Here is a 22,238-nt window from a genome sequence, read left to right as displayed (position 1 = left end):
CATGCCCACCACCCCCACCCCGGCGACCACCCCCCTGCCCGCTGCCGCTCACGCCGGGCCGAGCGGCCCGTGGCGGGTGAACGTCGACGTCCGCCACGGCACGGTCACCTCCCTCCCCGGCCTGCCGCCGGGACGGCTGCTCGCCGACCTCCTCGACGACGACGTGCCCACCGCTGTCATCGACCTCGACCGCTCCACCGGCACCAGCACCAGCACCGCGCTGCTGGAGACGGCCGTGCGCCACCACCCCGGCCGGCTGTGGGCCGGCGGCCGACTGGCCCCGCGCGACCCGGCCGTCCGCCGCCTCCTGGACGCGGGCGCCGCCGGTGTCCTGCTCGGCTCCACCGGCCTGCTCCCCGACGGACGCCTCGACCCGCACGCCTGGCCGGACTTCACCACCCTCGCGGACGCCGGACACCTGATGCTGTCCCTCGACGCCGTGGACGGGCGGATCGTCACCGACGGGTTCACCCGCACCACCAACGTGGCGCTCACCGACGCCCTGGACGCCCTCCTCGACGCCACCGGCGGCACCCAGCCCGTCCTGATCACCGACGCCCGCGCGGCAACCCACCGCACCCCGCCCCCCTGGCAGGTCCTCGACCGCCTCGCGGGCCGCCACCCGCATGCCTCCCTGTGGTACGCCGGCGGCCTGTCCGGGTGGGCCGACCTGACGCGCCTGTGGCATACCGGCTGGGGCACCGTCGTCGGCCGCGCCTACCTCACCGCTCCCCGCGGCCTGCCTGACGCCGAAGGCCGCCTTCACCGAACCCCGCCCACGGAGAACCGGACATGACCCAGCCCGCCCCCGCGCCCGCCCGGACGCCCGACGGTGACCCGTGGTGGATCAGCAACTACCGCGGCACCGGCTACCTGGAGCGCTACGGCAGCCACGACGGCGCCACCACCCGACGCGACGTCGCCTTCCTCACCGCCCGCCTCGCCCTGCAGACCCATCACACGATCCTCGACCTGTGCTGCGCCTTCGCCCGGCACACGGCCGAGCTGACCCGCCGCGGCTACACCCACACCACCGGCGTCGACCTGTCCCAGGAGCTCCTCGACCACGCCGCCGCCACCGCCGCGGCGGACGGCGAGCGGCTCAACCTGCTGCACGCCGACGTCCGCAACCTTCCCCTGGACGACGGCTGCGCCGACAGCGTGCTGCTCCTGTTCAAGGCTTCCTCGACACCACCGACGAGGACCTCGGCGTTCTCCGTGAAGCCTTCCGTGTCCTGCGCCCCGGCGGCCGCATGGCCATGGACCACTTCACCCCGCACCCCGACACCACCGGCATGGGAACCCGCACCGTCCGCGGCGATCACGCCGAAACCACCCAGCAGGTCACCTGGGGCCCCGTCACGCGCAGACTCAACCGGCACACCACCACCGCCTACGCCGACGGCACCACCGACACCAGCCACAGCTCGGTCCGCCTCTACACCCCCACCGAGCTGACCGAGCTGCTGCACTCGGCCGGCTTCGTCGTCGACGAGCAGTTCGGCGGCTACGACGCCCGCCCCCTCACGGCCGACAGCAGCCGCCACCTGGTCACCGCACACCGCCCCTGACCCGCCGTACGCCCGGGACGGCCGTGCGGCGCCGGAAAACAAGACCGGGCCCGGCCGCTGAACGCGGTCGGGCCCGGCTTCGTTTCCGGGAGGGAGCGTGCTCAGACCAGGCGGACCGGGAGTCCGTACCGCTTGGCGAGCTCGGCCTTGATCTCCCCGACCGGGACGGTGCGCTCCATACGCGGCGAGTACAACAGCGAGCTGACGATCGCCGCCGACGCGCCCGCTTCGGTGAAGGCCGCCGCCGCGTGCTCGGCGGAACCGGCGCCGCCGGAGGCGATCACCGGCAGGTTGACCGCCTCGGCGATCTGGCGGGTGATCTCCAGGTCGTAGCCCTCGTGCGTGCCGTCCTGGTCGATGGAGTTGACGCAGATCTCCCCCGCGCCGAGTTCCTCGCCCCGGCGCGCCCACACGATGGCGTCCATGCCGGTGGCCTGCCTGGCACCGTCGATGAACACCTCGTACCCGCTGGGAATCTCGCCCGTGACCGGGACGCGCTTGACCTGCATGGACTGCACGATGCACTGGCGGCCGAACTCGGCCGACCCCTCGGTGATGATCGAGGGATTGCGCACCGCCATCGAGTCCAGACTGATCTTCTCCGCGCCGGCGGCCAGCACCGCGTGCATGTCCTCCAGCGACCGGACCCCGCCGCCCACCGTCAGCGGCACGAACACCGTCTCGGCGACCTTGCGGATCGTGGACAGGTCAGCCTGGCGGCGCTGCGCGCTGGCGAGGATGTCGTAGAAGATGATCTCGTCAATGCCGTCCGCGTACACCGACGCGGCGACCTCGGCGGCGTCGCCGACGTCGATGTTGTCCTCGAAGCGGCGGGCCTTGGTGACCCGACCGTCGATGATGTCGAAGCAGGCGATCAGCCGGGTGGTCAGCCCCGTCGCGACGTTCAGGCCGGGCACAGCTCCTCCTGCGGGGTCTTGGCGAACCGCTCGAGGAGATCCAGCCCCAGCGGGCCGGACTTCTCGGTGTGGAACTGCGTGGCCATGATGTTGCCACGCGCGACGGCAGAGGTGAACGGCAAGCCGTACTCCGTAGTGGCCGCGACGTCCCCGGCGTCCGCGGGGTCGGCGTAGTAGCTGTTCACGAAGTAGAAATGCCCCGCTTCCGGCAGACCGGCCAGGAAGGGATGCGTCGAGGTGCGGTGTACCTGGTTCCAGCCCATCTGCGGCACCCGCACGTCGGCGCCGTTGAAGGCCCGTACAGTCCCGGGCAGCCAGCCCAGGCATGTCGCGTCCTGTTCCTCACTGCTCTCGAAGAGGACCTGCAGGCCCACGCAGATGCCCAGGAACGGGGTGCGGCCTTCGATAACCCGGGCGTGAAGCGCCTCGGGCCATCCGGCCTCGGACAGGTAGGTCATCGTGGTCCCGGCTGATCCAACACCAGGAAGGATGATCCGGTCGATGCCATCGAGTTGCGCGGGCGAGGTGAGCAGACGGTTCGGCACACCGAGGAAGTTCAGCGCGTGGACCACGCTCTGGCTGTTTCCGGTGCGGTAGTCGATCACGCCGACCACGGGTCGGTCGTCCTGCATGAACGCCTCAATCTAAGGGCCGCCGAAGGCGCCCCGGTTGAAGTAGCTGGCCGCCGTCACATAGCGGCAAGGGTCACTGTGAGTCTATCGGCGGCCACTGGCCGATGCGGCTTGTTCCGCCCCGGCTCTGCGAGTCAGGGCAAAGAACTGCCCTCTTCCCCAAGCCGCCCCAGGATCGCCTGCGCTTCAGCTGACGGAGCTGCTCTGGATGTCCGGCACCTGGGGCAGCCAGCGCACGGAGCTGTCGCGGAAGGACTGGTTGACGGGGACGAGATCGTCACCGGTGGTGTCGTCCAGGGCCGGAACGACGATGCCAATCTCCGGGATGTCGCTGTCGATCGCCGCGAGACGGCTTCCGCAGTTGGGGCAGAAGCCGCGCTGGGCCTGGCCCTCGAACGTCTCGAACCAGGTCGGCTCGATCCCGTTGGTCCAGCTGATATCCGCGGGGGCGAAGCCGGCCCACCACATCATCGGGCCGCCGCCGAGCTTCTGGCAGTGCGGACAACTGCATGTTTCCCTGTCAAGTTGATGTGTTCAGAGCTTTCGCGTTCCCCGGAGGCTGCTGTGGGACGATGCGCGTGGCCGCCGAAAGGGCCTGGCTGGCTGTGACTTCGGGCGGTCATAGGTTCGGTCCGTCCGCGCGAGCCTGCTTCGCGCCGGGATGCTGCGGTCTTGCGAGGGGTGCCCGGCGCCTTGGGAACGGCGAAAAAACCTGGCCCCGGCCACCGCGACGCCGACCTCGTCCGTGCAGTGAGGTGACTCCGTGGTCCTGGCGGTACTGCGGCTGTTGGTTCGCAGCGGGACGGCGCCCGTGTACGTGGCCTGCTAGTCATACGGTTTGTCCGTGATTCTGCTGGTGGATCGATAGGCTCCGGACAAGAACTCCGCCGCGCTGTCTGCTGCTGAGACGGTTGGGAGAACGTTGTGGCTGGTCCATCGGTCGAGATCACCGCCTCTGGCCGCTGTGTGGTGGCGAGGGTCAGCGGCGAAATGGACTACCTGACCGATCCGGCGTTCCGTGCACGGTTCAAGGAGCTGATCGCCCAGGGCAATCGCTTCATCGTGCTGGAGATGTCCGGGGTGTCGTTCTGCGCTGGCGGCCGAAGTCGGCACGGTGGTGGTGCTGGCCTCTGTGCCTAATCCGTTGCGGCGGGTCCTTGAGATGACCGGAGCGGATCGCGTCGTGCGGGTCTTTGACACCGTCACCGATGCAGAAGCGTTCTTCGGCGGCTGAGCCCCAGGACCGCCTGGCGAACCCTCGTTCGGCCGACAGCGCGAGCGGCGCCTCGCTCGTTGTGCGGGCGTGGAGGACGAGCGGACAGTGGTGGTCCACGGTGGCCGGGCCCGGCTTCAAGCGCGCGCCGTCGGCTCGCCATACGGGGAGGGGCAGCTGCGGCGCGCTCTGCGGTTTAGCATCGAGGCCGCTCTGGCCCGGCACCTGGGGGTGATGGCCAGGCCGTCGGCGCGGCCAGGCCCGGACAGTTCCGGCGGGCCAGTCGGTGCGACGGCTGGTGTCGGCTCGTAGGCTGCGGTCATGAGCGAGATCCAGACTCCGACGACCTCCGAAGCCTTCGAGCTGCTGCTGGCCGGTAACCAGCGCTTCGTCACGGGCGCCCCCGAGCACCCGAACCAGGACGCCACTCGCCGTGCCGAGATCGCGCCGGGTCAGCAGCCCTTCGCCGTGCTGTTCGGGTGTTCCGACTCCCGGCTGGCCGCCGAGATCATCTTCGATCGCGGTTTGGGCGACCTATTCGTGGTGCGCACCGCGGGGCACGTCGTGGGTGCGGAGGTGCTGGGCAGCATCGAGTACGGCGTGGACGTGCTGGGCTGCCCGCTGGTGGTGGTGCTCGGTCACGACTCGTGTGGCGCCGTGGGTGCGGCGTGCGCCGCGCTGGAGGACGGTATGGCGCCGGCCGGGTACGTCCGGGACGTGGTCGAGCGGGTGACACCCAGTGTGCTGGCGGCGCGGGCCGCCGGACGGGTCGAGCCGGAGGAGATCCTCGCCGAGCATATAAGGCACACTGTCGACCTGCTGCTGGACCGCTCCCGGGTCCTCGCCCAGAAGGTGGCCGCCGGCCAGGCCGCCGTGGTGGGCCTGTGCTATCGGCTGGCTGATGGCAGTGCGCAGCTGGTTGCGGCCCGCGGCCTTGATGCGCCGGTCGCTACTGCGTCCTGACCGCCATCGTGGCTGCTCAGCGTGATGCGCGGCAGGCGGATGGTGCCTTCATCCCGGGTGCTGTTCTTCGAGCACTTTGAGGACCCGACCTTCGTCGCGGGGACGAAGTGGGCCTCAAGTACGTCCTGTATTACCGCCATACCGCCTTTGGGGTCTGTCCGGCGCTCAGCGATGCCGCGCCGCAGTTCCGTCCGCGCCGAGAGGTCTTGGCGCTGGTCAGAGGCTGTTGTCGGGGCTGCGCACGACCGCCACTGGGCAGTGTGCATGATGCAGCATGGCCTGGCTCACCGATCCGAGCATCAGGCCGGCAAAACCGCCGCGTCCGCGCGCCCCGACCACCAGCAGTTGGGCGGTGCGGCTCGCCTCGATCAGCGCCTCCCGCGTCCCGCCGTGGACAACCTCGTGCTTCACGCTCACGCTCGGGTACGTCTCCTGGTAGCCGGCGAGCGCCTCGGACAGTAGACGTTCCTCCCGCGCGGCCAGCGCTTCCGGCTCGTTCGCGTACGGCGCCGCCTCGTCCTGCGGCGCTGGCATCGGTGCGTTCCAGGTGGTCCAGGCGTGCAGAGCAACGATGCCGACCCCGCGTAGTGCCGCCTCGGTGAAGGCGAAAGCAATCGCTCCGGCACCAGCCGAGGACCCGTCGACCCCCACCACGATCGGCCCTGTGACCTCGCCCTGTTCGCGGACGACGAGAACCGGGCACCGGCCATGAGTTGCGAGATGCACCGCCGTCGATCCCACCATCAGCCCGACGAAGCTCCCCATACCACGCGACCCGACAACCACGAGGTCCGCGGCACGCGATTGCGCCTGCAGGACCGTCAGCGGTTCCCCTGGCACCACAGCGCGGGAGATATCCACCTCCGGTGCCACCGACCTGGCGCGCTCCTCCGCCTCGGTCAGCAGGCGTTCCACCATGTTGCGCAAGCCACCCTCAGGAGGGCCCAGCGGCGACGGGCCCAGTTGCACGTGCATCGCGGGCCAGATGAACGCATGCACCAGCCGCAAGTCTGCGGCGCGCCACCCTGCCTCCCGCGCCGCTGCCGCTACTGCGGCCAAGCCCGAGGCCGAACCGTCCACGCCCACAACAACCAGACCGCTCATCACACCTCCCGCTTCCCTACCTTCCAGGTTCACTCCGACGCCTTCCTGCTGCCAAACGATCAAGAGGCCATCGCATGGGCTGGTCCGCCACCCGGGAGGGGAGGCTGCCCACCGATCACCGGTAGTAGCAGCTCCGCACCGGACCGTCGAACCGTTCGGATGGCACGTTGCGATCGGGGCGGCCGGCTTCAGGCGGATGGAGTCGTCGGGTTTCCACGGCCAGCGGCTCGGCGTAGGAGCGTGGTCCCGCAACGCTGCGCCACACTGCGTCAGCGCTCGGTCGCGGAAACAATGAGGGCATGCCTCCTTCGACGAGCGCGGGACTGCCGCCCTCCTGGCACGCTCTGTCTGCCGGTGAAGTGGCCGCCGGGCTCGATGTGGATCCTGCCTCGGGGCTGTCGTCGGCTGAGGCGGCCCGGCGGCTTGCGGAATATGGGCCGAACCGGCTCGAGCAGGCTCCGGCAGAGCCCGGATGGCGGGCGTTCCTACGGCAGTTTCAGGACTTGCTGATCGTCATCCTGCTGGTTGCAGCGGCGGTCAGCCTGGTGGTGTCCCGGGAGTGGGAGACGCCGGTGGCGATTGTCGTCGTGGTGTTGCTCAACGCGACGATCGGGTTTGTGCAGGAGTCTCGTGCCGAGGCGGCGCTGGATGCCCTGCGGCAGATGACCGTGACGACCGCCACCGTCCGTCGTGACGGCCGACTGGCACGGCTGGACGCCGAGGAACTGGTGCCCGGGGACGTGGTGGTCCTGGCGGCCGGCGACCGGGTGCCCGCCGACGGCCGGCTGTTTGCGTCGAGCTCGCTGGAAGTGCAGGAATCTGTCCTGACGGGTGAGGCCCTGGCGGTGGCGAAGTCGGCGGATGCCACCGTCGGGGCCGAGGCGCCGCTGGCAGACCGGGTGACCGCGGTGTACATGAACACGGCGGTCACCCGCGGTCGCGGGGAGGTGCTGGTCACCGACACCGGTATGGCCGGCGAGACCGGCCGCATCGCCGACATGCTCCACAAGGCCCAGCCGGGACCGACACCGCTGCGACGGCAGATCGACGCCCTGAGCCGCACCCTGGCCTGGGTGTCCGGGGTGGTCATCGTCGCTGTCTTCGTCCTGGGGCTGGTGCGCGGGCAGGATTTCGGTGACCTGTTCGTCAGTGCCGTGTCCTTGGCGGTCGCGGCCATCCCTGAAGGACTGCCGGCCGTCGTGGCCTTCACGCTGGCCATGGGGACCGGCCGGATGGCCAAGCGAGGCGCGATCGTCAAACGGCTGGCGTCGGTGGAGACTCTGGGCAGTACCTCGCAGATCTGCACCGACAAGACCGGCACGCTGACCTTGAATCAGATGACGGCGCGGGAGTTGCTGCTGGCCGGCCGCCGGTTCACGGTCTCGGGGCAGGGCTACTCCTTCGACGGCCGTATCCGCACCACCGACGGCTCGCCGGTGCCGGCCACCATGGACGATGCGGTGACCGCGATGGCCCTGTGCTCCGATGCCGTCATCCGGGACGGGCAGGTGGTGGGGGACCCGACTGAGGGCGCGCTGGTGGTGCTGGCTGAGAAGGCCGGCATCGATGTGGCCCGGCTGCGCCAGGAGCGGCCCCGGCGAGTGGAGATCCCTTTTGACTCCGCTTACAAGTTCATGGCGACCTTTCACGACTGGACCGATGACACCGGCCGTGAGGTGATCCGGTGTTTCGTCAAGGGTGCCCCGGATGTGCTGGCCGACCGTGCGGACCGCTACCTCGGCGGCGAGACGATCCTGCCGTTCGACGAGGAAGCCCGGCAGCGCTACGGCCAGGCCAACAGCGCCCTGGCCGGACAGAGCATGCGGGTGCTGGCCCTGGGGGCCGAAGACTTCCCGGCCGAGGACTTCCAGGCTCCCGCCGACCCGAAGGAGCTGCTTGACCGGCTGGTGCTGCTGGCCCTGGTCGGCATTGTCGACCCACCGCGCACGGAGGCGCGCGCGGCGATCGGCGAGTGCCGCAACGCCGGGATCCGGGTCCGGATGATCACCGGTGACCACGCGATGACCGCCGGGGCCATCGCCGGTGAACTCGGGATCCCGGGGCGGGCCATCACCGGCGCAGAACTGGACCAGATCGACGACGACGCCCTGCCCGGCCGGCTCGACGAGGTGGGGGTGGTCGCCCGGGTGTCGCCGGAGCACAAGATCCGGATCGTACGGGCGCTGCAGGCCCGTGGAGATGTGGTGGCCATGACCGGCGACGGAGTCAACGACGCACCCGCGCTGCGCAGGGCCGACATCGGAGTGGCGATGGGCGTCACCGGGACGGAGGTGACCAAGGAAGCCTCGACGATGGTCCTGACCGACGACAACTTCGCGACCATCGTGGCCGCCGTCCGCGAGGGACGGGGCATCTACGACAACATCGTGAAGTTCGTCCGCTTCCAGGTCTCGACGGCACTGGGCTTTGTGGCCACGTTCCTGGTCAGCTCACTGACCGGCCTGGCAGGGGGCGCACCGTTCACGGCACTGCAGATCCTGTTCGTCAACCTGGTGATGGACGGCCCGCCGGCGATGTCCCTCGGAGTCGACCCCGTCAGCCCGGATGCGATGAGCAAACCCCCACGCCCGACCGGCGAACCCATCCTCAGCAGAAAGCGGCTTGCCCGGATCCTGCTGGCCAGCGCGGTGATGGCGGCAGGCACCCTCGCGGTGCTGACCTGGGGGCCAGGGCCGGAGGCGGAACCGGGGCAGGCCACCGTCGCGGGCACCATGGCCTTCGTCACCTTCGTCTTCTTCCAGGTCTACAACCTGCTCAACGTCCGGCACGACACACACAGCGTGTTCAGCAGGCGGACGCTGGAGAACCCCTCGATGTTCGTCGCCGGTGCTGCCGTGATCGTGCTGCTGGTTCTCATGGTCGAGATGGACGCCCTGCACGGCTTCTTTACCACGACCAACCTGACCTCCAGCCAGTGGCTCGTGTGCGCAGCCGTCGGCTCGACCATCCTGTGGGTCGGCGAGCTGGTCAAGACTGTGCTGCGGTCTCGTACCCGCCGCCGCACGCGCGCACGGACCATGCAGCCGCAGCCCAGCAGAACACAGTGAGTTCGGGTCCTATGAACCGCTTGACCATCGGCCAACGGCGGGCACCGATACGGTCACCGGATGCGGCGCCACGTATCACCCTTCAGTGCTGGTCATACACCAGGAGGCCGTCCTCACGCAGCCGGGCACCAACCGTCGGCCGGTGTTCGGTCAGCCGCCCGTCATGGGACAAGTGCAGCACCGGGGTTCCGCGGGCGAGTACCGCGAAGTCGGCGATGATCCGCCGGTGGCAGCGCCACCACACCGCCTCCGCGCACATGACCGTGGTGCGTTCGGCCGCGGCCTGCATGAGCAGCTCGTCCATTGCCGCCACGAACTGCGGGTCCCGGGTGTAACCGGCGTATCCGCGGAAGGAGGCGTTCTGCCAGAACGTGTCGGGTGAGTCCGGCGCGGTCCTGCGGAAGCCCCCGAGTCGGGGTTCCCACCGGTAGGCGATCCCCTGGCGCGGCATCCACTGCTCCAGAGCGTCTCGGTTCGTGTCCGGGTTGTGGCGGCTTCCCGGAGCGGTGCGGACGTCGACCACGGCCAGCACTTCGGCGCCGTCGAGGAGGGCGGCCATCTGTTCTCTGGTGGCGGTGCTGTGCCCGAAGGTGAGCAGCTGTCCGCGGTTCTGGTCTGTGCGGTTCACACGTCAGCCGGTTTGGCGACGGTGAGGAGCACCGCTGCGTCGTCGATCGCCTGGAGGGCGTGGCGTGCCGGAGGGATGACGATCAGGTCGCCGCTGCGCCCCTCCCAGGTGGTCTCGCCACTGGTGAGCCGCACGCGTCCGCGCAACACGAGCAGGGTTGCCTCTCCGGGGTTCTCGTGCTCGGCCAGCGACGTTCCGGCGGTCAGGGCGAGGACGGTCTGGCGCAGTGTGTGCTCATGGCCGCCGTAGACGGTGGTGGCGCTGCGCCCGCTGGAGGTGGAGGCGGCGCGTTCCAGTTGCTCGCGAGCCTGTGCGTCTAGGGAGATCTTCTGCATGTGTGCGGTCTCCAGGTATGTGGGGCGGCATCCATCCGCTGGTGCGCCGTTCGAATAGTCCCGCATGGCTGGACTCGTCGACGGGCACCGGCTCCTACCCACTCGACGGATCGGTGGGGTGTTCCTGTCGGCCGCGATCGTATGGCGTATTACCCATATTTGACACAGTGTGGATGTGTGTGAGAGCAGAAGGGGTGAATTTCATGGGTGGACGGGACTCGGCCGTGAACGTCGTGGTGGGTGTCGACGGCTCGCCTTCGTCGCATGCCGCGCTGCGGTGGGCGGTCCAGTATGCCGAGCTGGTCGGCGGTGATGTGGTGGCAGTGGCTGCCTGGGAGCTGCCCTGGGCGTACGGGTGGTCCGCGCCCGCGGTGGATCCCACGTTCGACCGGACGATCGCGGAGCAGGGCCTCGTCAACCAGGTGCACCAGGTTCTCGGCGAGTCGGGCGCCGCCCAGGTGCGAAAGCGTCTGGTCAAGGGCAATCCCGTCGAGGTGCTGCTCAGTGAGGCGGAAGGGGCCAAGGCCCTCGTGGTGGGCAGCCGGGGCATGGGCGGATTCCGTCGAACGCTGCTGGGCTCCGTGAGTCAGCAGTGTGCGATGCACGCCACGTGTCCGGTCGTCATCGTTCGTGGGACCGTCGAGGTGTCGGACGCCGGTACACAGGCCGAGTGAGGCGGGGCCCGCTGTGGGTGAGGGCCCGCCCTTGGCGCAAGTGGGGGTCGGGACGGGCTTGGCCATCGCTTCGCGCGCTTGCACCGGCGGCGGCGGGGGCGGGCGGCATCCTTGCCGCCCCACCCCGGGTCGGCCGGGAGAATCGGGGAAGCGGACCGAGCCTCCGCCACCGGAGACTGCGGATTCGGCCGGGGGATGCCGTTCATGGGCGTCGGTGTGTCGTCGATGCTTCCGGAAGCCAGCGGTGCGGTTCTCGGCGCGGTGTCATGTGGGGAGCAGGGTGCGCAGGGCGTAGGGCAGGATGCCGCCGTGGCGGTAGTAGTCGGCTTCCGTGGGGGTGTCCACGCGCACGCGTGCGGTGAACCGCGTGGTGCCGCCGGCCCCTTCCGCCTCGACGGTGACCTCGCGGTGCAGCTCCGCCAGGCCGTGTATGGTGTACTGCTCCTCACCGATCAGGCCCAGAGAGCGGGCGCTGTCGCCGGGGGCGAACTGCAGCGGCAAGACTCCCATCCCGATCAGGTTGGAGCGGTGGATCCGCTCGAAAGACTCGGCGAGGACGGCCCTGACGCCCAGCAGCGCGGTTCCCTTGGCGGCCCAGTCCCGCGACGATCCGGAGCCGTACTCCTTGCCGGCGATGACGAGCAGGGGGACGTCCTCGGCGGCGTACCGCATCGCCGCCTGGTAGATCGTGGTCTGCTCGCCGTCGGGCAGGTGCCGGGTGTAGCCGCCCTCGGTTCCGGGCGCCAGCAGGTTGTGCAGCCGGATGTTGGCGAAGGTGCCGCGGATCATCACCTCGTGGTTGCCGCGCCGGGAGCCGTAGGAGTTGAAATCCCCGGGTGCGATGCCGTGGGCCTGCAGGTACTCGCCCGCTGGTGAGTCCCGTTTGATGGCGCCGGCCGGGGAGATGTGGTCGGTGGTGACCGAGTCGCCGAGCAGGGCCAGCACCCGGGCGCCGGTGATGTCGTCCGGTGGCTGCGGTCGGCGGGGCATGTTCTCGAAGTAGGGCGGCTTGCGTACATAGGTCGAGGTGGGATCCCAGGCGAACAGGTCGCCCTCGGGTGTGGGCAGGGCCCGCCACTGCTCGTCGCCGGTGAACAGGTCCGCGTAGCCGTCGGTGAACATGCTCGGCCGCAGGCTGGTGGAGATCACCTGCTGGATTTCGTCCTGGGTGGGCCAGATGTCGCGCAGGTGGACGGGCCGGCCGTCTTTGCCGGTGCCCAGCGGGTCGCGGGTGAGGTCGACGGCCATGGAGCCGGCCAGCGCGTAGGCGACGACCAGCGGCGGTGAGGCGAGGTAGTTCAGTTGCGTCTCGGGGTGGATGCGGCCTTCGAAGTTGCGGTTGCCGGAGAGCACGGACGCCACCACAAGATCGGCGTCGGCGACCACTCGGGAGACCTCCCTGATCAGCGGGCCGGAGTTGCCGATGCAGGTGGTGCAGCCGTAGCCGACCAGGTCGAAGCCGAGCGTGTCCAGGTACGGGATCAGACCCGCGCGTTCGAAGTAGTCCATCACGATCCTCGACCCCGGCGCGAGGCTGGTCTTCACCCAGGGCTTGGACCGCAGGCCGCGCTCGACGGCCTTCTTGGCCACTAGCGCGGCCGCGACCATCACCTGTGGGTTGGAAGTGTTGGTGCACGAGGTGATCGCGGCGATCACCACGGCGCCGTGCCCGATCTCGAAGCTGCCGTCGGCCAACGTCACGGGGACGCGTTCAGGCGGCCGTGCCTTGCCCGTTCCGGTCGCATCGAGGCACCCCGGCCGGTCGCCGGGGTGGCTGCCGGTGACGGCCACCGGGTCGGAAGCCGGGAAAGACTCCGCGCCGCTCTGGTCCAGCCCGACCGGGGCCGCGTCGCAGGTCACGTCGCCGTCCAGGACAGCGGTGAGGACCCGCGACGCGTCCGCCAGGGCGATACGGTCCTGCGGCCGTTTGGGCCCGGCGATCGACGGGACGATGGCCGACAGGTCCACTTCGATGGTCTGCGAGTAGTCAGGGGTGTGACCAGGGTCGTGCCACAGACCCTGCTCTTTGGCATACGCCTCCACCAGCGCTACCTGGCCAGGGCCCCGTCCGGTGAGCCGCAGGTAGGAAAGGGTCTCGGCGTCGATGGGGAAGATCGCGCACGTGGCACCGTACTCCGGGCTCATGTTGCCGATGGTGGCCCGGTTGGCCAGTGGCACCTCGGCCACGCCGGGCCCGTAGAACTCCACGAAGGCGCCCACGACTCCGTGCTGGCGCAGCCGCTCGGCGATGGTCAGCACCAGATCGGTGGCGGTGCTCCCTTCGGGCAGCGTGCCGGTGAGCCGCACGCCGACGACCTTGGGGATGAGCATGCTCACCGGACGGCCGAGCATGGCTGCTTCCGCTTCGATGCCTCCTACCCCCCAGCCGAGCACGCCGAGCCCGTTGACCATGGGGGTGTGGGAATCGGTCCCGACCAGAGTGTCGGGGAAGGCCGTGCCGTCCTCGGTGAACACCACCCGGGCCAGGTGCTCCAGGTTGACCTGGTGGCAGATTCCGGTGCCAGGGGGCACGACGCGCAGGTTCCGCAGCGCGGTCTGCCCCCAGCGCAGGAACTGATAGCGCTCCCGATTGCGCCGGTACTCGAGCTCCACGTTGCGGCTGAACGCCGCTGGGGAACCGAAGTGGTCGGCGATCACCGAGTGGTCGATCACCAGCTCCACGGGCCGCCGCGCGTCGATCAGCGCCGGATCGCCGCCGAGCGCGGCCATCGCTTCACGCATCGCCACCAGGTCCACGATGCACGGCACCCCGGTGAAGTCCTGCATCAGCACCCGCGCGGGGGTGAACTGCACCTCGGTCGCGGGTTCCGCCGCCGGGTCCCACCCGGCCAGCGCCGCGATCTGGTCGGCCGTGACGGTGCCGCCGTCCTCATTGCGCAGCAGGTTCTCCAGCAGCACCTTCAGGCTGTACGGCAGCCGTTGTGAGTCGGGCAGGGCATCGAGCCGGTAGAGCGAGTAGGAGGTGCCATCGGCGTCGAGCGTGCCGTGGGCGGCGAAGCTGTCCAGGGACATGGGCGTGCCTCCTCAGTACGGATCGGGCGGAGATCGGCACGGGCCGGGGCCCCACCAACGCGTCCCAGCGCAGGGTCCGCGCCCGGATCGGCCGTCCGCCCTGGGACTCGCGTGCCGGCCGGCTCGCCGACCGCTCCCGCCGTCACCTCAGGTCACCACCCTGCACCCAGGCCCCGGTCCGCCGTGTCGACAGGTCCGGCGCAGCCCTGCAGGGCAGCACCGCCTAGACGGGCGAAACCAACCAGGGCCAGTCTCGACCACGCATATCCGGCCCGCAAATGGGGCGAATCCGGGAGCCCAGGGGAGGGGACGCGGGGCTCCGGGCTTGGCGCATCCAGCCTGCGTATCGAGCGGAGGGGTGATAGGACGGATCGAGGGTCTCGTCCGCATTGCCCGGAATCGATGGGAAGGGAACTCCGGATGGCGAAGATCGCGATCAACGGTCTCGGACGCATCGGGCGGGCCGCGTTCAAGATTCTCCACGACCTCGACGGGGTTGAGGTGGCTGCGGTCAACGACCTGGTCCCCGCCGAGAATCTGGCTTACTTGCTCACCCACGACACTGTCTACGGACGCTATGGGAAGTCCGTCACCGCTGCCGGTGACGCGCTGGTCGTCGACGGACACACCGTCCCGCTGTACAGCCGCCGCGACCCGGCCGAGCTGCCGTGGCACGAACTGGGAATCGACCTCGTCCTGGAGTGCACCGGTGCCTTCCGGGGCGAGGAGGAACTGACCCGGCACCTGTCCGCGGGCGCACGATTCGTGATCCTCTCGGCGCCCGCCCGGACCGAGACGATGGCCACCGTCGTCCACGGCGTGAACATCGCCCCGGCCGGGCAGCAGGTCATCTCCTGCGCAAGCTGCACGACCAACTGCATCACCCCCGTGGTGGAAGTGATGAACCGCAGAATCGGCGTGGAGCGGGCCGTGATGACCACCATCCATGCCTACACCTCCACCCAGCAGCTCATCGACGGCCCCCACAAGGACTTCCGGCGCGGCCGGGCCGGAGCCGCCAACATGCTTCCCGCCTCCACCGGCGCCGCGCTCGCAACCACCAAGGCACTCCCGGAGCTCGCCGACCGCTTCGACGGCGTGGCCGTCCGGATCCCGATCCCGGTCGGATCGATCGCCGACATCGTGCTCGTCACCGCCCGCCCGACATCGCCCGAGGAAGTGAACGACCACTTCCGTGCGGAGGCCACCACCGACCGCTACAGCGGCATCCTCGGCGTCTCGGACGAGCCGATCGTCTCCAGCGACATCATCGGCGACTCCCGCGCCTCGATCGTCGACGCAGCGATGACCCGGGTCGTGGACGGCACCCTGGTCAAAATCATGAGCTGGTACGACAACGAGTGGGGCTTCACGCACCAGATGGTCCGCGAGGCGCTCTCCGTGCTCGGCGTCACTCAACCGCGGTGAGAAGCGCCCCAACGCAGCTGAGCGGGCCGGCCGTTGCACCCACCGGGAAGGAACACGGTGAAGGTCAAAGAGATCATGACCACCCGGGTTGTGACCGTGGCCGAGGACACCCTGGTGGCCGACATCGCCGCGGTGCTGCGCGGGCACCGGATCAGTGCGGTGCCGGTCCTGGACACCGCCGGCGCGGTGGTCGGCCTGGTCAGCGAGTACGACCTGCTTGCCCGCGAGGGAGCCACCGCCCGCGAGGTGATGACCCGCGAGGTCATCACCGCCACCGAGGACACCGACGTCGAGCAGGTACGCCACCTGCTGGTCGAACGCCGTATCCGCCGCGTCCCGGTAACGGCCGGGCAGCGCCTGGCTGGCATCGTCAGCCGGTCCGACGTGATCGCGCTGCTCACCGCCGAATGGGCCTGCCAGGTCTGCGGACAGACCGAGCGCGGCCCGCACCCGCCGCCGCGCTGTCCCACCTGCGACGCCGACAAGGACCGGTTCGCTCAGCAGGCACCGCCTCCCGGCAGCTGACGCGCCGCGGCAGACAGCAGGCCCGACCGCAGGAGATACCGGCCATGGATCCGACGCAGGACCGTACCGAGCCCTACCCACAGGCATCCCCGGCGAGTGAGGACCCGGCGGCGCTGCGCGGGTACTACCGGCAGATGGCCCTGATCCGGCACTTCGAACTGCGGGCCGCGGAGATGTACACCCGGGCGAAGATCGGCGGCTACTGCCACCTCAACCTGGGCGAGGAGGCCACCGTTGTCGGCCTGATGGCCGCACTGCGGCCGACCGACTACCTGTTCACCACCTACCGCGATCACGGCTATGCGCTTGCCCGCGGCGCTGACCCCGGCCAGGTGATGGCCGAACTGTTCGGCCGCGCCACGGGCCTGTCCGGCGGGCGAGGCGGCTCCATGCACCTGTTCGACGCCGGGCTGCGGATGCTCGGCGGCTACGGGATCGTCGGCGGCCAGATGCCCCCGGCGACCGGGGCGGCCCTCGCGATCGCCCACCGCGGCGAGCCTGGACCGGACAGTGAGGCCGTGATGTGCCTGCTGGGTGACGGCACCACCAACATCGGCGCCTTCCATGAATCGCTCAACCTCGCCGCCGTATGGCACCTGCCCATCGTCTACGTCATCGTCAACAACCACCTCGGCATGGGCACCCCGGTCGAGGCCGCCTCAGGAGAACCCGCGCTGTACCGGCGCGGCTGCGCCTACCGGATCCCCGGCGCCCGGGTGGACGGCAACGACGTGATCGCCGTCCGCGACGCCGCGCAGACCGCTCTGGAGCAGGCGCGCACCGAGCACCGGCCCCGGCTTCTGGAGGCGGTCAGTCACCGGCTGCGAGGCCACTCCGTGGTCGACCCGGCCCGCTACCGCTCTGCGGAAGAGACCGAGCGGCTGCGTGAGCAGGACCCGCTGCCGGCCTTCCGGGCCCGCCTGATCGAGGACCGCATCCTCGATCAAGAGGCGGCGGACCGCATCGACGAGGAATGCGAGCAGGCGGTCACCGCCGCCGTCGACTTCGCCGACGCCAGCCCGCCCCCGGCCACCGAAACCCTGTTCGACCACGTGTACGCCACCGAGGTCGCCAACACCCACTTCGGCCTGCCCGGAGACAGCCCGACCGGTCCCGGGCTCTTCGCCGACCGCCCCGGAAAGGAGTAGCCGTGGCCGCTGTCACCTACCGCCAGGCGCTGCACGACACGCTGCGGGCGGAGATGCTGCGGGACGAGAACATCTTGCTGATCGGTGAGGAGATCGGCGTCTTCGAAGGCTCCTACAAGATCACCGCCGGGCTGCTGGACGAGTTCGGCCCCCGTCGGGTGCGCGACACGCCGATCTGCGAGGAGGGCTTCGTCGGCGCCGCGGTCGGAGCGGCCATGCTCGGCCTGCGGCCGGTCGTGGAGATCATGACGATCAACTTCAGCCTGCTGGCCATCGACCAGATCGTGAACCACGCCGCCAAGATGCACGCCATGTTCGGCGGCCAGGTCTCGGTGCCGATGGTGATCCGCACCCCCGGGGGTGGCGGGCAGCAACTGGCCGCCACCCACTCGCAGAACCTGGAGGTCTTCTACGCCCACGTGCCCGGGCTCAAGGTCGTCGCCCCCGCCAGCCCGGCGGACGCCAAAGGGCTGCTGACCGCCGCCATCCGCGACGACGACCCGGTGCTCGTGCTGGAGAACCTCGCGCTGTACAACACCAAGGGCGAGGTCCCCGACGGCGAGCACACACTGCCCATCGGCACCGCGGTGGTCGCCGCGACCGGCAGCGATGTCACCGTCGTCGCCTACTCCCGGGGCACCGTGGTCGCCCTCGAAGTCGCGCGCCGCCTGGAGGCGGACGGCGTCTCGGTGGAGGTGGTCGACCTGCGCAGCCTGCGGCCGCTGGACCGGCAGACCGTGTGCGCCTCGGTGCGCAAGACCACCCGCGCCGTCGTCCTCGAAGACGACTGGCTCAGCTACGGCATCGGCGCCGAGATCGCGGCGACCATCGCCGAGGGGGCCTTCGACCGCCTCGACGCGCCCGTCCGCCGCGTCGCCGCCGCCGAGGTCCCCCTGCCGTATGCCAAACAGCTGGAGACCGCCGCCCTGCCCGACGCGGCAGCCCTGACGCGGGTGATCTACGAAACCCTCGACTCCACCGGTTTCACCGCCCGCCCGACCACGCCTGCAGGCGGTTAGGAGGCTGCGATGCCCGAGGTCCTCATGCCCCGCCTGTCCGACACCATGGAGGAGGGCACCCTGAGCCGCTGGCTCACCCACGAGGGCGCCCCGGTCCGCAAGGGCGATGCCATCGCCGAGATCGAAACCGACAAGGCCGTGATGGAACTGGAGGCATTCGACGAGGGGCCCCTGACCCGCATCCTCGTCGCCGAAGGCACCACCGTGCCCATCGGAACCCCTCTCGCCGTCATCGGAACCGAGCCCCAGGGCGCGCCGGATCGGGCCGGACCTGAGCAAGCCCGGCAGACGGCCGCACATGCCCCGGCACCGCCCGCCGGGCCGACCGAAGGCCCCGCGCAGACCATCCCCGCCACCGCCGAGCCCTCCGCGCCCGCCCGGGGGGACGAGCAGGAGGTGCGTACCTCCCCGCTGGCCCGGGCATTGGCCCGCCAGCACGGCATCGACATCACCACGCTCACCGGCAGCGGCCCCGGCGGGCGCATCATCCGCGCGGACGTGGACGACGCCATCACCCGGCATGGCGGACAACCAGGCGCCATCCGGCCCCCCACCGCACCCGAGCCGCCCGCCGGACCTGCAGCGGCGCACCCGACACCCGCCGAACAGGCCGAAGACGACGAGGAAGTGCCGCTGAGCACCATCCGCCGCCTCACCGCACAGCGCCTGACCCAGAGCACGCAGCAGGCCCCGCACTTCTACCTGACCACCGTCACCGACGCCGAACCGCTGCTCGCCTTCCGCGCCGACATCAACGCGCAACTCGGCGAACCCGGCCCCCGCATCAGCCTCACCGACCTGCTCGTCAAAGCGTGCGCGACAACGCTGCGCACCCACCCTCAGGCCAACTCCTCCTGGGACAGCACCCGCATCCTGCGCCACCGCCGCATCCACATCGGCATCGCCGTCGCCCTCGACGACGGACTGACCGTCCCCGTGGTACACGACGCCGACCGCAAGACCCTGACCCAGATCGCCCGAGACGCCCACGCCCTGGCAGACAACGCCCGCGCCGGCCGCCTTACCTTGGAAGACCTCAGCGGCGGCACCTTCACCATCAGCAACCTGGGCACCTACGGCGTCGACCACTTCACCGCCGTCATCAACCCGCCCCAGGCCGCGATCCTCGCCGTCGGCGCCGCACAAACCCAGCCCGTCATCCGCGACGGCGAACTCGCCGTCGGCACCACCATGGCGCTGACCTTGTCCATCGACCACCGCGTCCTGGACGGCGCCACCGCCGCCGCCTTCCTCGCCGACCTCAAAAAACTCCTCGAACACCCCCTGGGCATCGTGCTGTAGCCGATGATGACGCTGCCCGCTCACACGCCCGGACTCGCCTGTGCCGCCGGCCTGCGTCACCCGCCGGCCGTGCGCCTGCGGCATCCCCGCACCCCGGGTTCAGGTACCACCAGCACAGCGAGGAGCACGAGGGCCCGGACCACCACGGCCCCGGGCTTCTGCACCGCCCGCGCTGACCAGCCAGCCTCTCCCGGACGCGCCGCAACAGTCCAGCGGCAGTCAGGGCCACGGCTGGATCGTCCGTGACCGTCACCGAGTGCCGGAGGTCCGCCATGATCACCCATCCTGCATTCACCGTCGAACCGTGGTGCCTGCGCGAGAGCGAGCTCGACCTGGACGTGCTGGAGCAGAGCGAGTCGGTGTTCGCACTGGCCAACGGCCATATCGGCTGGCGCGGCAACCTGGACGAGGGTGAGCCGCACGGGCTACCGGGGACCTACCTCAACGGCGTGTTCGAGTTCCGTCCCCTGCCGTACGCGGAGGCCGGCTACGGATACCCGGAGTCCGGACAGACGATCATCAACGTGACCAACGGCAAGGTGATACGGCTGCTGGTCGACGACGAGCCGTTCGACCTGCGCTACGGCCGGCTGCACTGCCACGAGCGGGTGCTGGACTTCCGCTCTGGGGTACTGCGCCGCAGGGTCGAGTGGACGACTCCGTCGGGGCGCACGGTGCGCATCCGCTCGACCCGGCTGGTCTCGCTCACCCAGCGGGCCACCGCCGCGATCGTCTACGAGGTCGAGGCGGTGGACGAAGAGGTGCGGATCGTGCTCCAGTCCGAACTGGTCGCCAATGAACAGCTTCCGAAGCACGAGGGCGATCCTCGGGTCTCCGCATCCTTGGGGGCGGTTCTCCAGCCTGAGGAGGACTTTGCACAAGACAGCAGGCTGCGGCTGGTGCACCGCACGGCCCGCAGCGGGCTGCGCGTGGCGACGGCGGCCGACCATCTGATCGCGGGCCCACAGGGCACCTCCGCCTCCGCGGAGAGCGGCCAGGATCTCAGCCGGCTGACGGTGACCTCACTGTTGCGGCCGGGCCAGCGACTGCGGATCGAGAAGACAGTCGCCTACGGCTGGTCGGGCGCCAGGTCGCTGCCCGCCGTCCGCGACCAGGTCGACGCCGCGCTGGCCGGGGCGGCCAGCACCGGCTGGGAGGGCCTGCTCGCCGAACAGCGCGGATACCTGGACGCCTTCTGGGCACGGGCGGATGTCGAACTGGAGGGCGATACCGAGATACAGCAAGCCGTCCGGTTCGCCCTGTTCCACGTGCTGCAGGCAGCGGCTCGCGCCGAGGAGCGGGCCATCCCCGCCAAGGGCCTGACCGGCCCCGGCTACAACGGCCATTGCTTCTGGGACGCAGAGATGTACGTGCTGCCGATGCTCACCTACACCGCACCCCACGCGGTGGGGCCAGCGCTGCGCTGGCGGCACACCACACTCCCCGCCGCGCGGAGACGGGCCCGCCAGCTCGGCCTGGCGGGGGCCGCGTTTCCCTGGCGGACCATCGACGGCGACGAATGCTCCGCCTACTGGCCCGCCGGCACCGCCGCGTTCCACATCAACGCCGACATCGCGGATGCGGTGGTGCGCTACACCGCTGCCACCGGCGATCTGGTCTTCGAGCGGGAAGCAGGACTGGAACTGCTGGTGCACACCGCCCGGCTGTGGCTCTCGCTCGGCCACCACGACCCGCACGGAGTGTTCCACCTGGACGGCGTCACCGGGCCCGACGAGTACAGCGCGATCGCCGACGACAACGCCTACACCAATGTGATGGCCCAGCAGAACCTGCGCGCCGCCGCCGACGCGGCCGAACGCCACCCCGACCTGGCCGCCTCGCTCGGCGTGGACGACGAGGAGACCGCGGCCTGGCGCGATGCCGCCCGGCGGATCGTGCTGCCGTTCAACAAGGAACTCGGCGTGCACGAGCAGTCCGCCGGCTTCACCTCCCACCAGGTGTGGGACTTCGCCGGCACCCCGGCGGACCGCTACCCACTGCTGCTGCATTTCCCGTATTTCGACCTGTACCGCAAACAGGTGATCAAGCAGGCCGACCTCATCCTGGCCATGCACTTGCGCGGCGACGCGTTCACCAAGGAGGAGAAAGCCCGCAACTTCGCCTACTACGAACCGCTCACTGTCCGGGACTCCTCGCTGTCCGCCGGCAGTCAGGCCGTGATGGCCGCCGAGGTCGGCCAGCTGCGCCTGGCATACGACTACCTCGGCGAAGCCGCGATGATGGACCTGGCCAACCTGGAGCGCAACACTCGCGACGGCCTGCACATCGCCTCGCTGGCCGGGACCTGGACCGCGCTCATAGCGGGCTTCGGTGGGATGAGACACCACGGAGACGCCCTGTTCTTCGCCCCCCGACTGCCCGAGCAGATCAGTCGGCTGGCTTTCGCCGTGCAGTTCCGCCAGCGCTGCGTGCGCGTGGACATCTCCCACCAGCAGGCCACCTACACCTTGCTGGCGGGCACGGAGCTTGAGATCCACCACCATGGCAGCCCGTTGACGGTGACCAAGGACGCCCCTTGCAGCGGGCCGCTACCCGCAGCCCCCGATCTGCCGGAACCGCAGCAGCCTCCCAGCCGTGGTCCGGCCCGCCGCAGATGGGCGGGGCACAACGAGTGATTCCACGCCCGAACAGCATTCGTCGCCCCCGCAGACAGGCGA

General features: G+C 70.1%; 19 protein-coding genes and 1 pseudogene. 12 read left to right on the top strand and 8 right to left on the bottom strand.

Annotation, left to right across the window (positions count from 1 at the left end; all coding sequences use genetic code 11):
- Position 1 precedes the first annotated feature (1 nt).
- Entirely contained in the window at positions 2–796 is a 795-nt protein-coding gene (locus IF28_RS0103155) for a HisA/HisF-related TIM barrel protein (protein WP_030213501.1), read from the top strand.
- Here IF28_RS0103155 and IF28_RS39700 read toward each other — a convergent pair.
- On the bottom strand, positions 763–1,116 hold the full coding sequence (locus IF28_RS39700) for a hypothetical protein (protein ID WP_234324851.1): 354 nt from the start codon (positions 1,114–1,116) through the stop codon (positions 763–765). The two genes, IF28_RS0103155 and IF28_RS39700, sit on opposite strands and share 34 nt — an antisense overlap.
- Here IF28_RS39700 and IF28_RS40335 point away from each other — a divergent pair.
- Positions 1,006–1,458 carry a class I SAM-dependent methyltransferase gene (locus IF28_RS40335; RefSeq protein ID WP_420713772.1) on the top strand — a complete coding sequence of 151 codons (453 nt, stop codon included), beginning with the start codon at positions 1,006–1,008 and terminating at the stop codon, positions 1,456–1,458. The two genes, IF28_RS39700 and IF28_RS40335, sit on opposite strands and share 111 nt — an antisense overlap.
- A 214-nt stretch (positions 1,459–1,672) precedes the next feature.
- Here the strand turns inward: IF28_RS40335 and hisF are convergent, their stop codons facing one another.
- From hisF to IF28_RS0103130, 3 genes and pseudogenes are all read right to left on the bottom strand, one after another.
- Positions 1,673–2,488: an imidazole glycerol phosphate synthase subunit HisF gene (gene hisF / locus IF28_RS0103140; RefSeq protein ID WP_030213495.1), complete on the bottom strand. Its 816-nt coding sequence runs from the start codon at positions 2,486–2,488 to the stop codon at positions 1,673–1,675.
- The gene (gene hisH, locus IF28_RS0103135) at positions 2,476–3,120 is read right to left on the bottom strand and encodes an imidazole glycerol phosphate synthase subunit HisH (RefSeq protein WP_051713603.1); all 645 of its coding nucleotides are present in this window, start codon (positions 3,118–3,120) and stop codon (positions 2,476–2,478) included. Before hisH ends, hisF begins: the two co-directional genes overlap by 13 nt.
- 186 nt (positions 3,121–3,306) lie before the next feature.
- Positions 3,307–3,621: pseudogene (locus IF28_RS0103130) on the bottom strand (GFA family protein); the annotation flags it as partial.
- A 423-nt stretch (positions 3,622–4,044) separates the two neighbouring features.
- On the opposite strand from IF28_RS0103130, the gene IF28_RS38460 reads away from it, so the two are divergent.
- Positions 4,045–4,260, top strand: coding sequence for an STAS domain-containing protein (locus tag IF28_RS38460; protein ID WP_106981978.1), 216 nt, complete (start codon positions 4,045–4,047; stop codon positions 4,258–4,260).
- Between the two features lie 394 nt (positions 4,261–4,654).
- On the top strand, positions 4,655–5,296 hold the full coding sequence (locus IF28_RS0103120) for a carbonic anhydrase (RefSeq protein WP_030213487.1): 642 nt from the start codon (positions 4,655–4,657) through the stop codon (positions 5,294–5,296).
- A gap of 216 nt (positions 5,297–5,512) precedes the next feature.
- Here the strand turns inward: IF28_RS0103120 and IF28_RS0103115 are convergent, their stop codons facing one another.
- The gene (locus tag IF28_RS0103115; RefSeq protein ID WP_030213484.1) at positions 5,513–6,400 is read right to left on the bottom strand and encodes a universal stress protein; all 888 of its coding nucleotides are present in this window, start codon (positions 6,398–6,400) and stop codon (positions 5,513–5,515) included.
- A gap of 299 nt (positions 6,401–6,699) precedes the next feature.
- On the opposite strand from IF28_RS0103115, the gene IF28_RS0103110 reads away from it, so the two are divergent.
- Entirely contained in the window at positions 6,700–9,468 is a 2,769-nt protein-coding gene (locus tag IF28_RS0103110) for a cation-translocating P-type ATPase (RefSeq protein ID WP_051713602.1), read from the top strand.
- An 82-nt stretch (positions 9,469–9,550) separates the two neighbouring features.
- Here IF28_RS0103110 and IF28_RS0103105 read toward each other — a convergent pair whose 3' ends face one another.
- Positions 9,551–10,027 carry a DUF488 family protein gene (locus IF28_RS0103105; RefSeq protein ID WP_078620861.1) on the bottom strand — a complete coding sequence of 159 codons (477 nt, stop codon included), beginning with the start codon at positions 10,025–10,027 and terminating at the stop codon, positions 9,551–9,553.
- Positions 10,028–10,092: 65 nt separating this feature from the next.
- A complete protein-coding gene (locus tag IF28_RS0103100; protein ID WP_030213477.1) occupies positions 10,093–10,431 on the bottom strand; it encodes a cupin domain-containing protein in 339 nt (112 codons plus the stop codon).
- Positions 10,432–10,634: 203 nt separating this feature from the next.
- On the opposite strand from IF28_RS0103100, the gene IF28_RS0103095 reads away from it, so the two are divergent.
- Positions 10,635–11,105: a universal stress protein gene (locus IF28_RS0103095; RefSeq protein WP_030213473.1), complete on the top strand. Its 471-nt coding sequence runs from the start codon at positions 10,635–10,637 to the stop codon at positions 11,103–11,105.
- 264 nt (positions 11,106–11,369) lie between these two features.
- On the opposite strand, the gene IF28_RS0103090 is transcribed toward IF28_RS0103095, so the two are convergent.
- Positions 11,370–14,138: an aconitate hydratase gene (locus tag IF28_RS0103090; RefSeq protein ID WP_030213470.1), complete on the bottom strand. Its 2,769-nt coding sequence runs from the start codon at positions 14,136–14,138 to the stop codon at positions 11,370–11,372.
- A 420-nt stretch (positions 14,139–14,558) separates the two neighbouring features.
- Here IF28_RS0103090 and gap point away from each other — a divergent pair, with 420 nt between their 5' ends.
- The 6 genes from gap (at position 14,559) to IF28_RS0103060 (ending at position 22,196) form a co-directional block, all read left to right on the top strand.
- A complete protein-coding gene (gap, locus tag IF28_RS0103085; RefSeq protein ID WP_030213466.1) occupies positions 14,559–15,566 on the top strand; it encodes a type I glyceraldehyde-3-phosphate dehydrogenase in 1,008 nt (335 codons plus the stop codon).
- Positions 15,567–15,641: 75 nt separating this feature from the next.
- Positions 15,642–16,091, top strand: a complete 450-nt coding sequence (locus tag IF28_RS0103080) for a CBS domain-containing protein (RefSeq protein ID WP_199808949.1) — start codon at positions 15,642–15,644, stop codon at positions 16,089–16,091.
- Positions 16,092–16,135: 44 nt separating this feature from the next.
- Positions 16,136–17,239, top strand: coding sequence for a pyruvate dehydrogenase (acetyl-transferring) E1 component subunit alpha (gene pdhA / locus IF28_RS0103075; RefSeq protein ID WP_030213459.1), 1,104 nt, complete (start codon positions 16,136–16,138; stop codon positions 17,237–17,239).
- Positions 17,240–17,241: 2 nt separating this feature from the next.
- Entirely contained in the window at positions 17,242–18,258 is a 1,017-nt protein-coding gene (locus IF28_RS0103070) for an alpha-ketoacid dehydrogenase subunit beta (RefSeq protein ID WP_030213456.1), read from the top strand.
- Positions 18,259–18,267: 9 nt separating this feature from the next.
- On the top strand, positions 18,268–19,560 hold the full coding sequence (locus IF28_RS0103065) for a dihydrolipoamide acetyltransferase family protein (protein ID WP_030213453.1): 1,293 nt from the start codon (positions 18,268–18,270) through the stop codon (positions 19,558–19,560).
- Between the two features lie 272 nt (positions 19,561–19,832).
- On the top strand, positions 19,833–22,196 hold the full coding sequence (locus IF28_RS0103060; RefSeq protein ID WP_030213450.1) for a glycoside hydrolase family 65 protein: 2,364 nt from the start codon (positions 19,833–19,835) through the stop codon (positions 22,194–22,196).
- Positions 22,197–22,238: the final 42 nt, after the last annotated feature.

The organism is Streptomyces sp. NRRL WC-3626 (assembly GCF_000718785.1).
GTDB classification, from domain to species: Bacteria; Actinomycetota; Actinomycetes; order Streptomycetales; family Streptomycetaceae; genus Streptomyces; species Streptomyces edwardsiae.
This window is presented reverse-complemented; position numbering and strand designations above follow the sequence as displayed.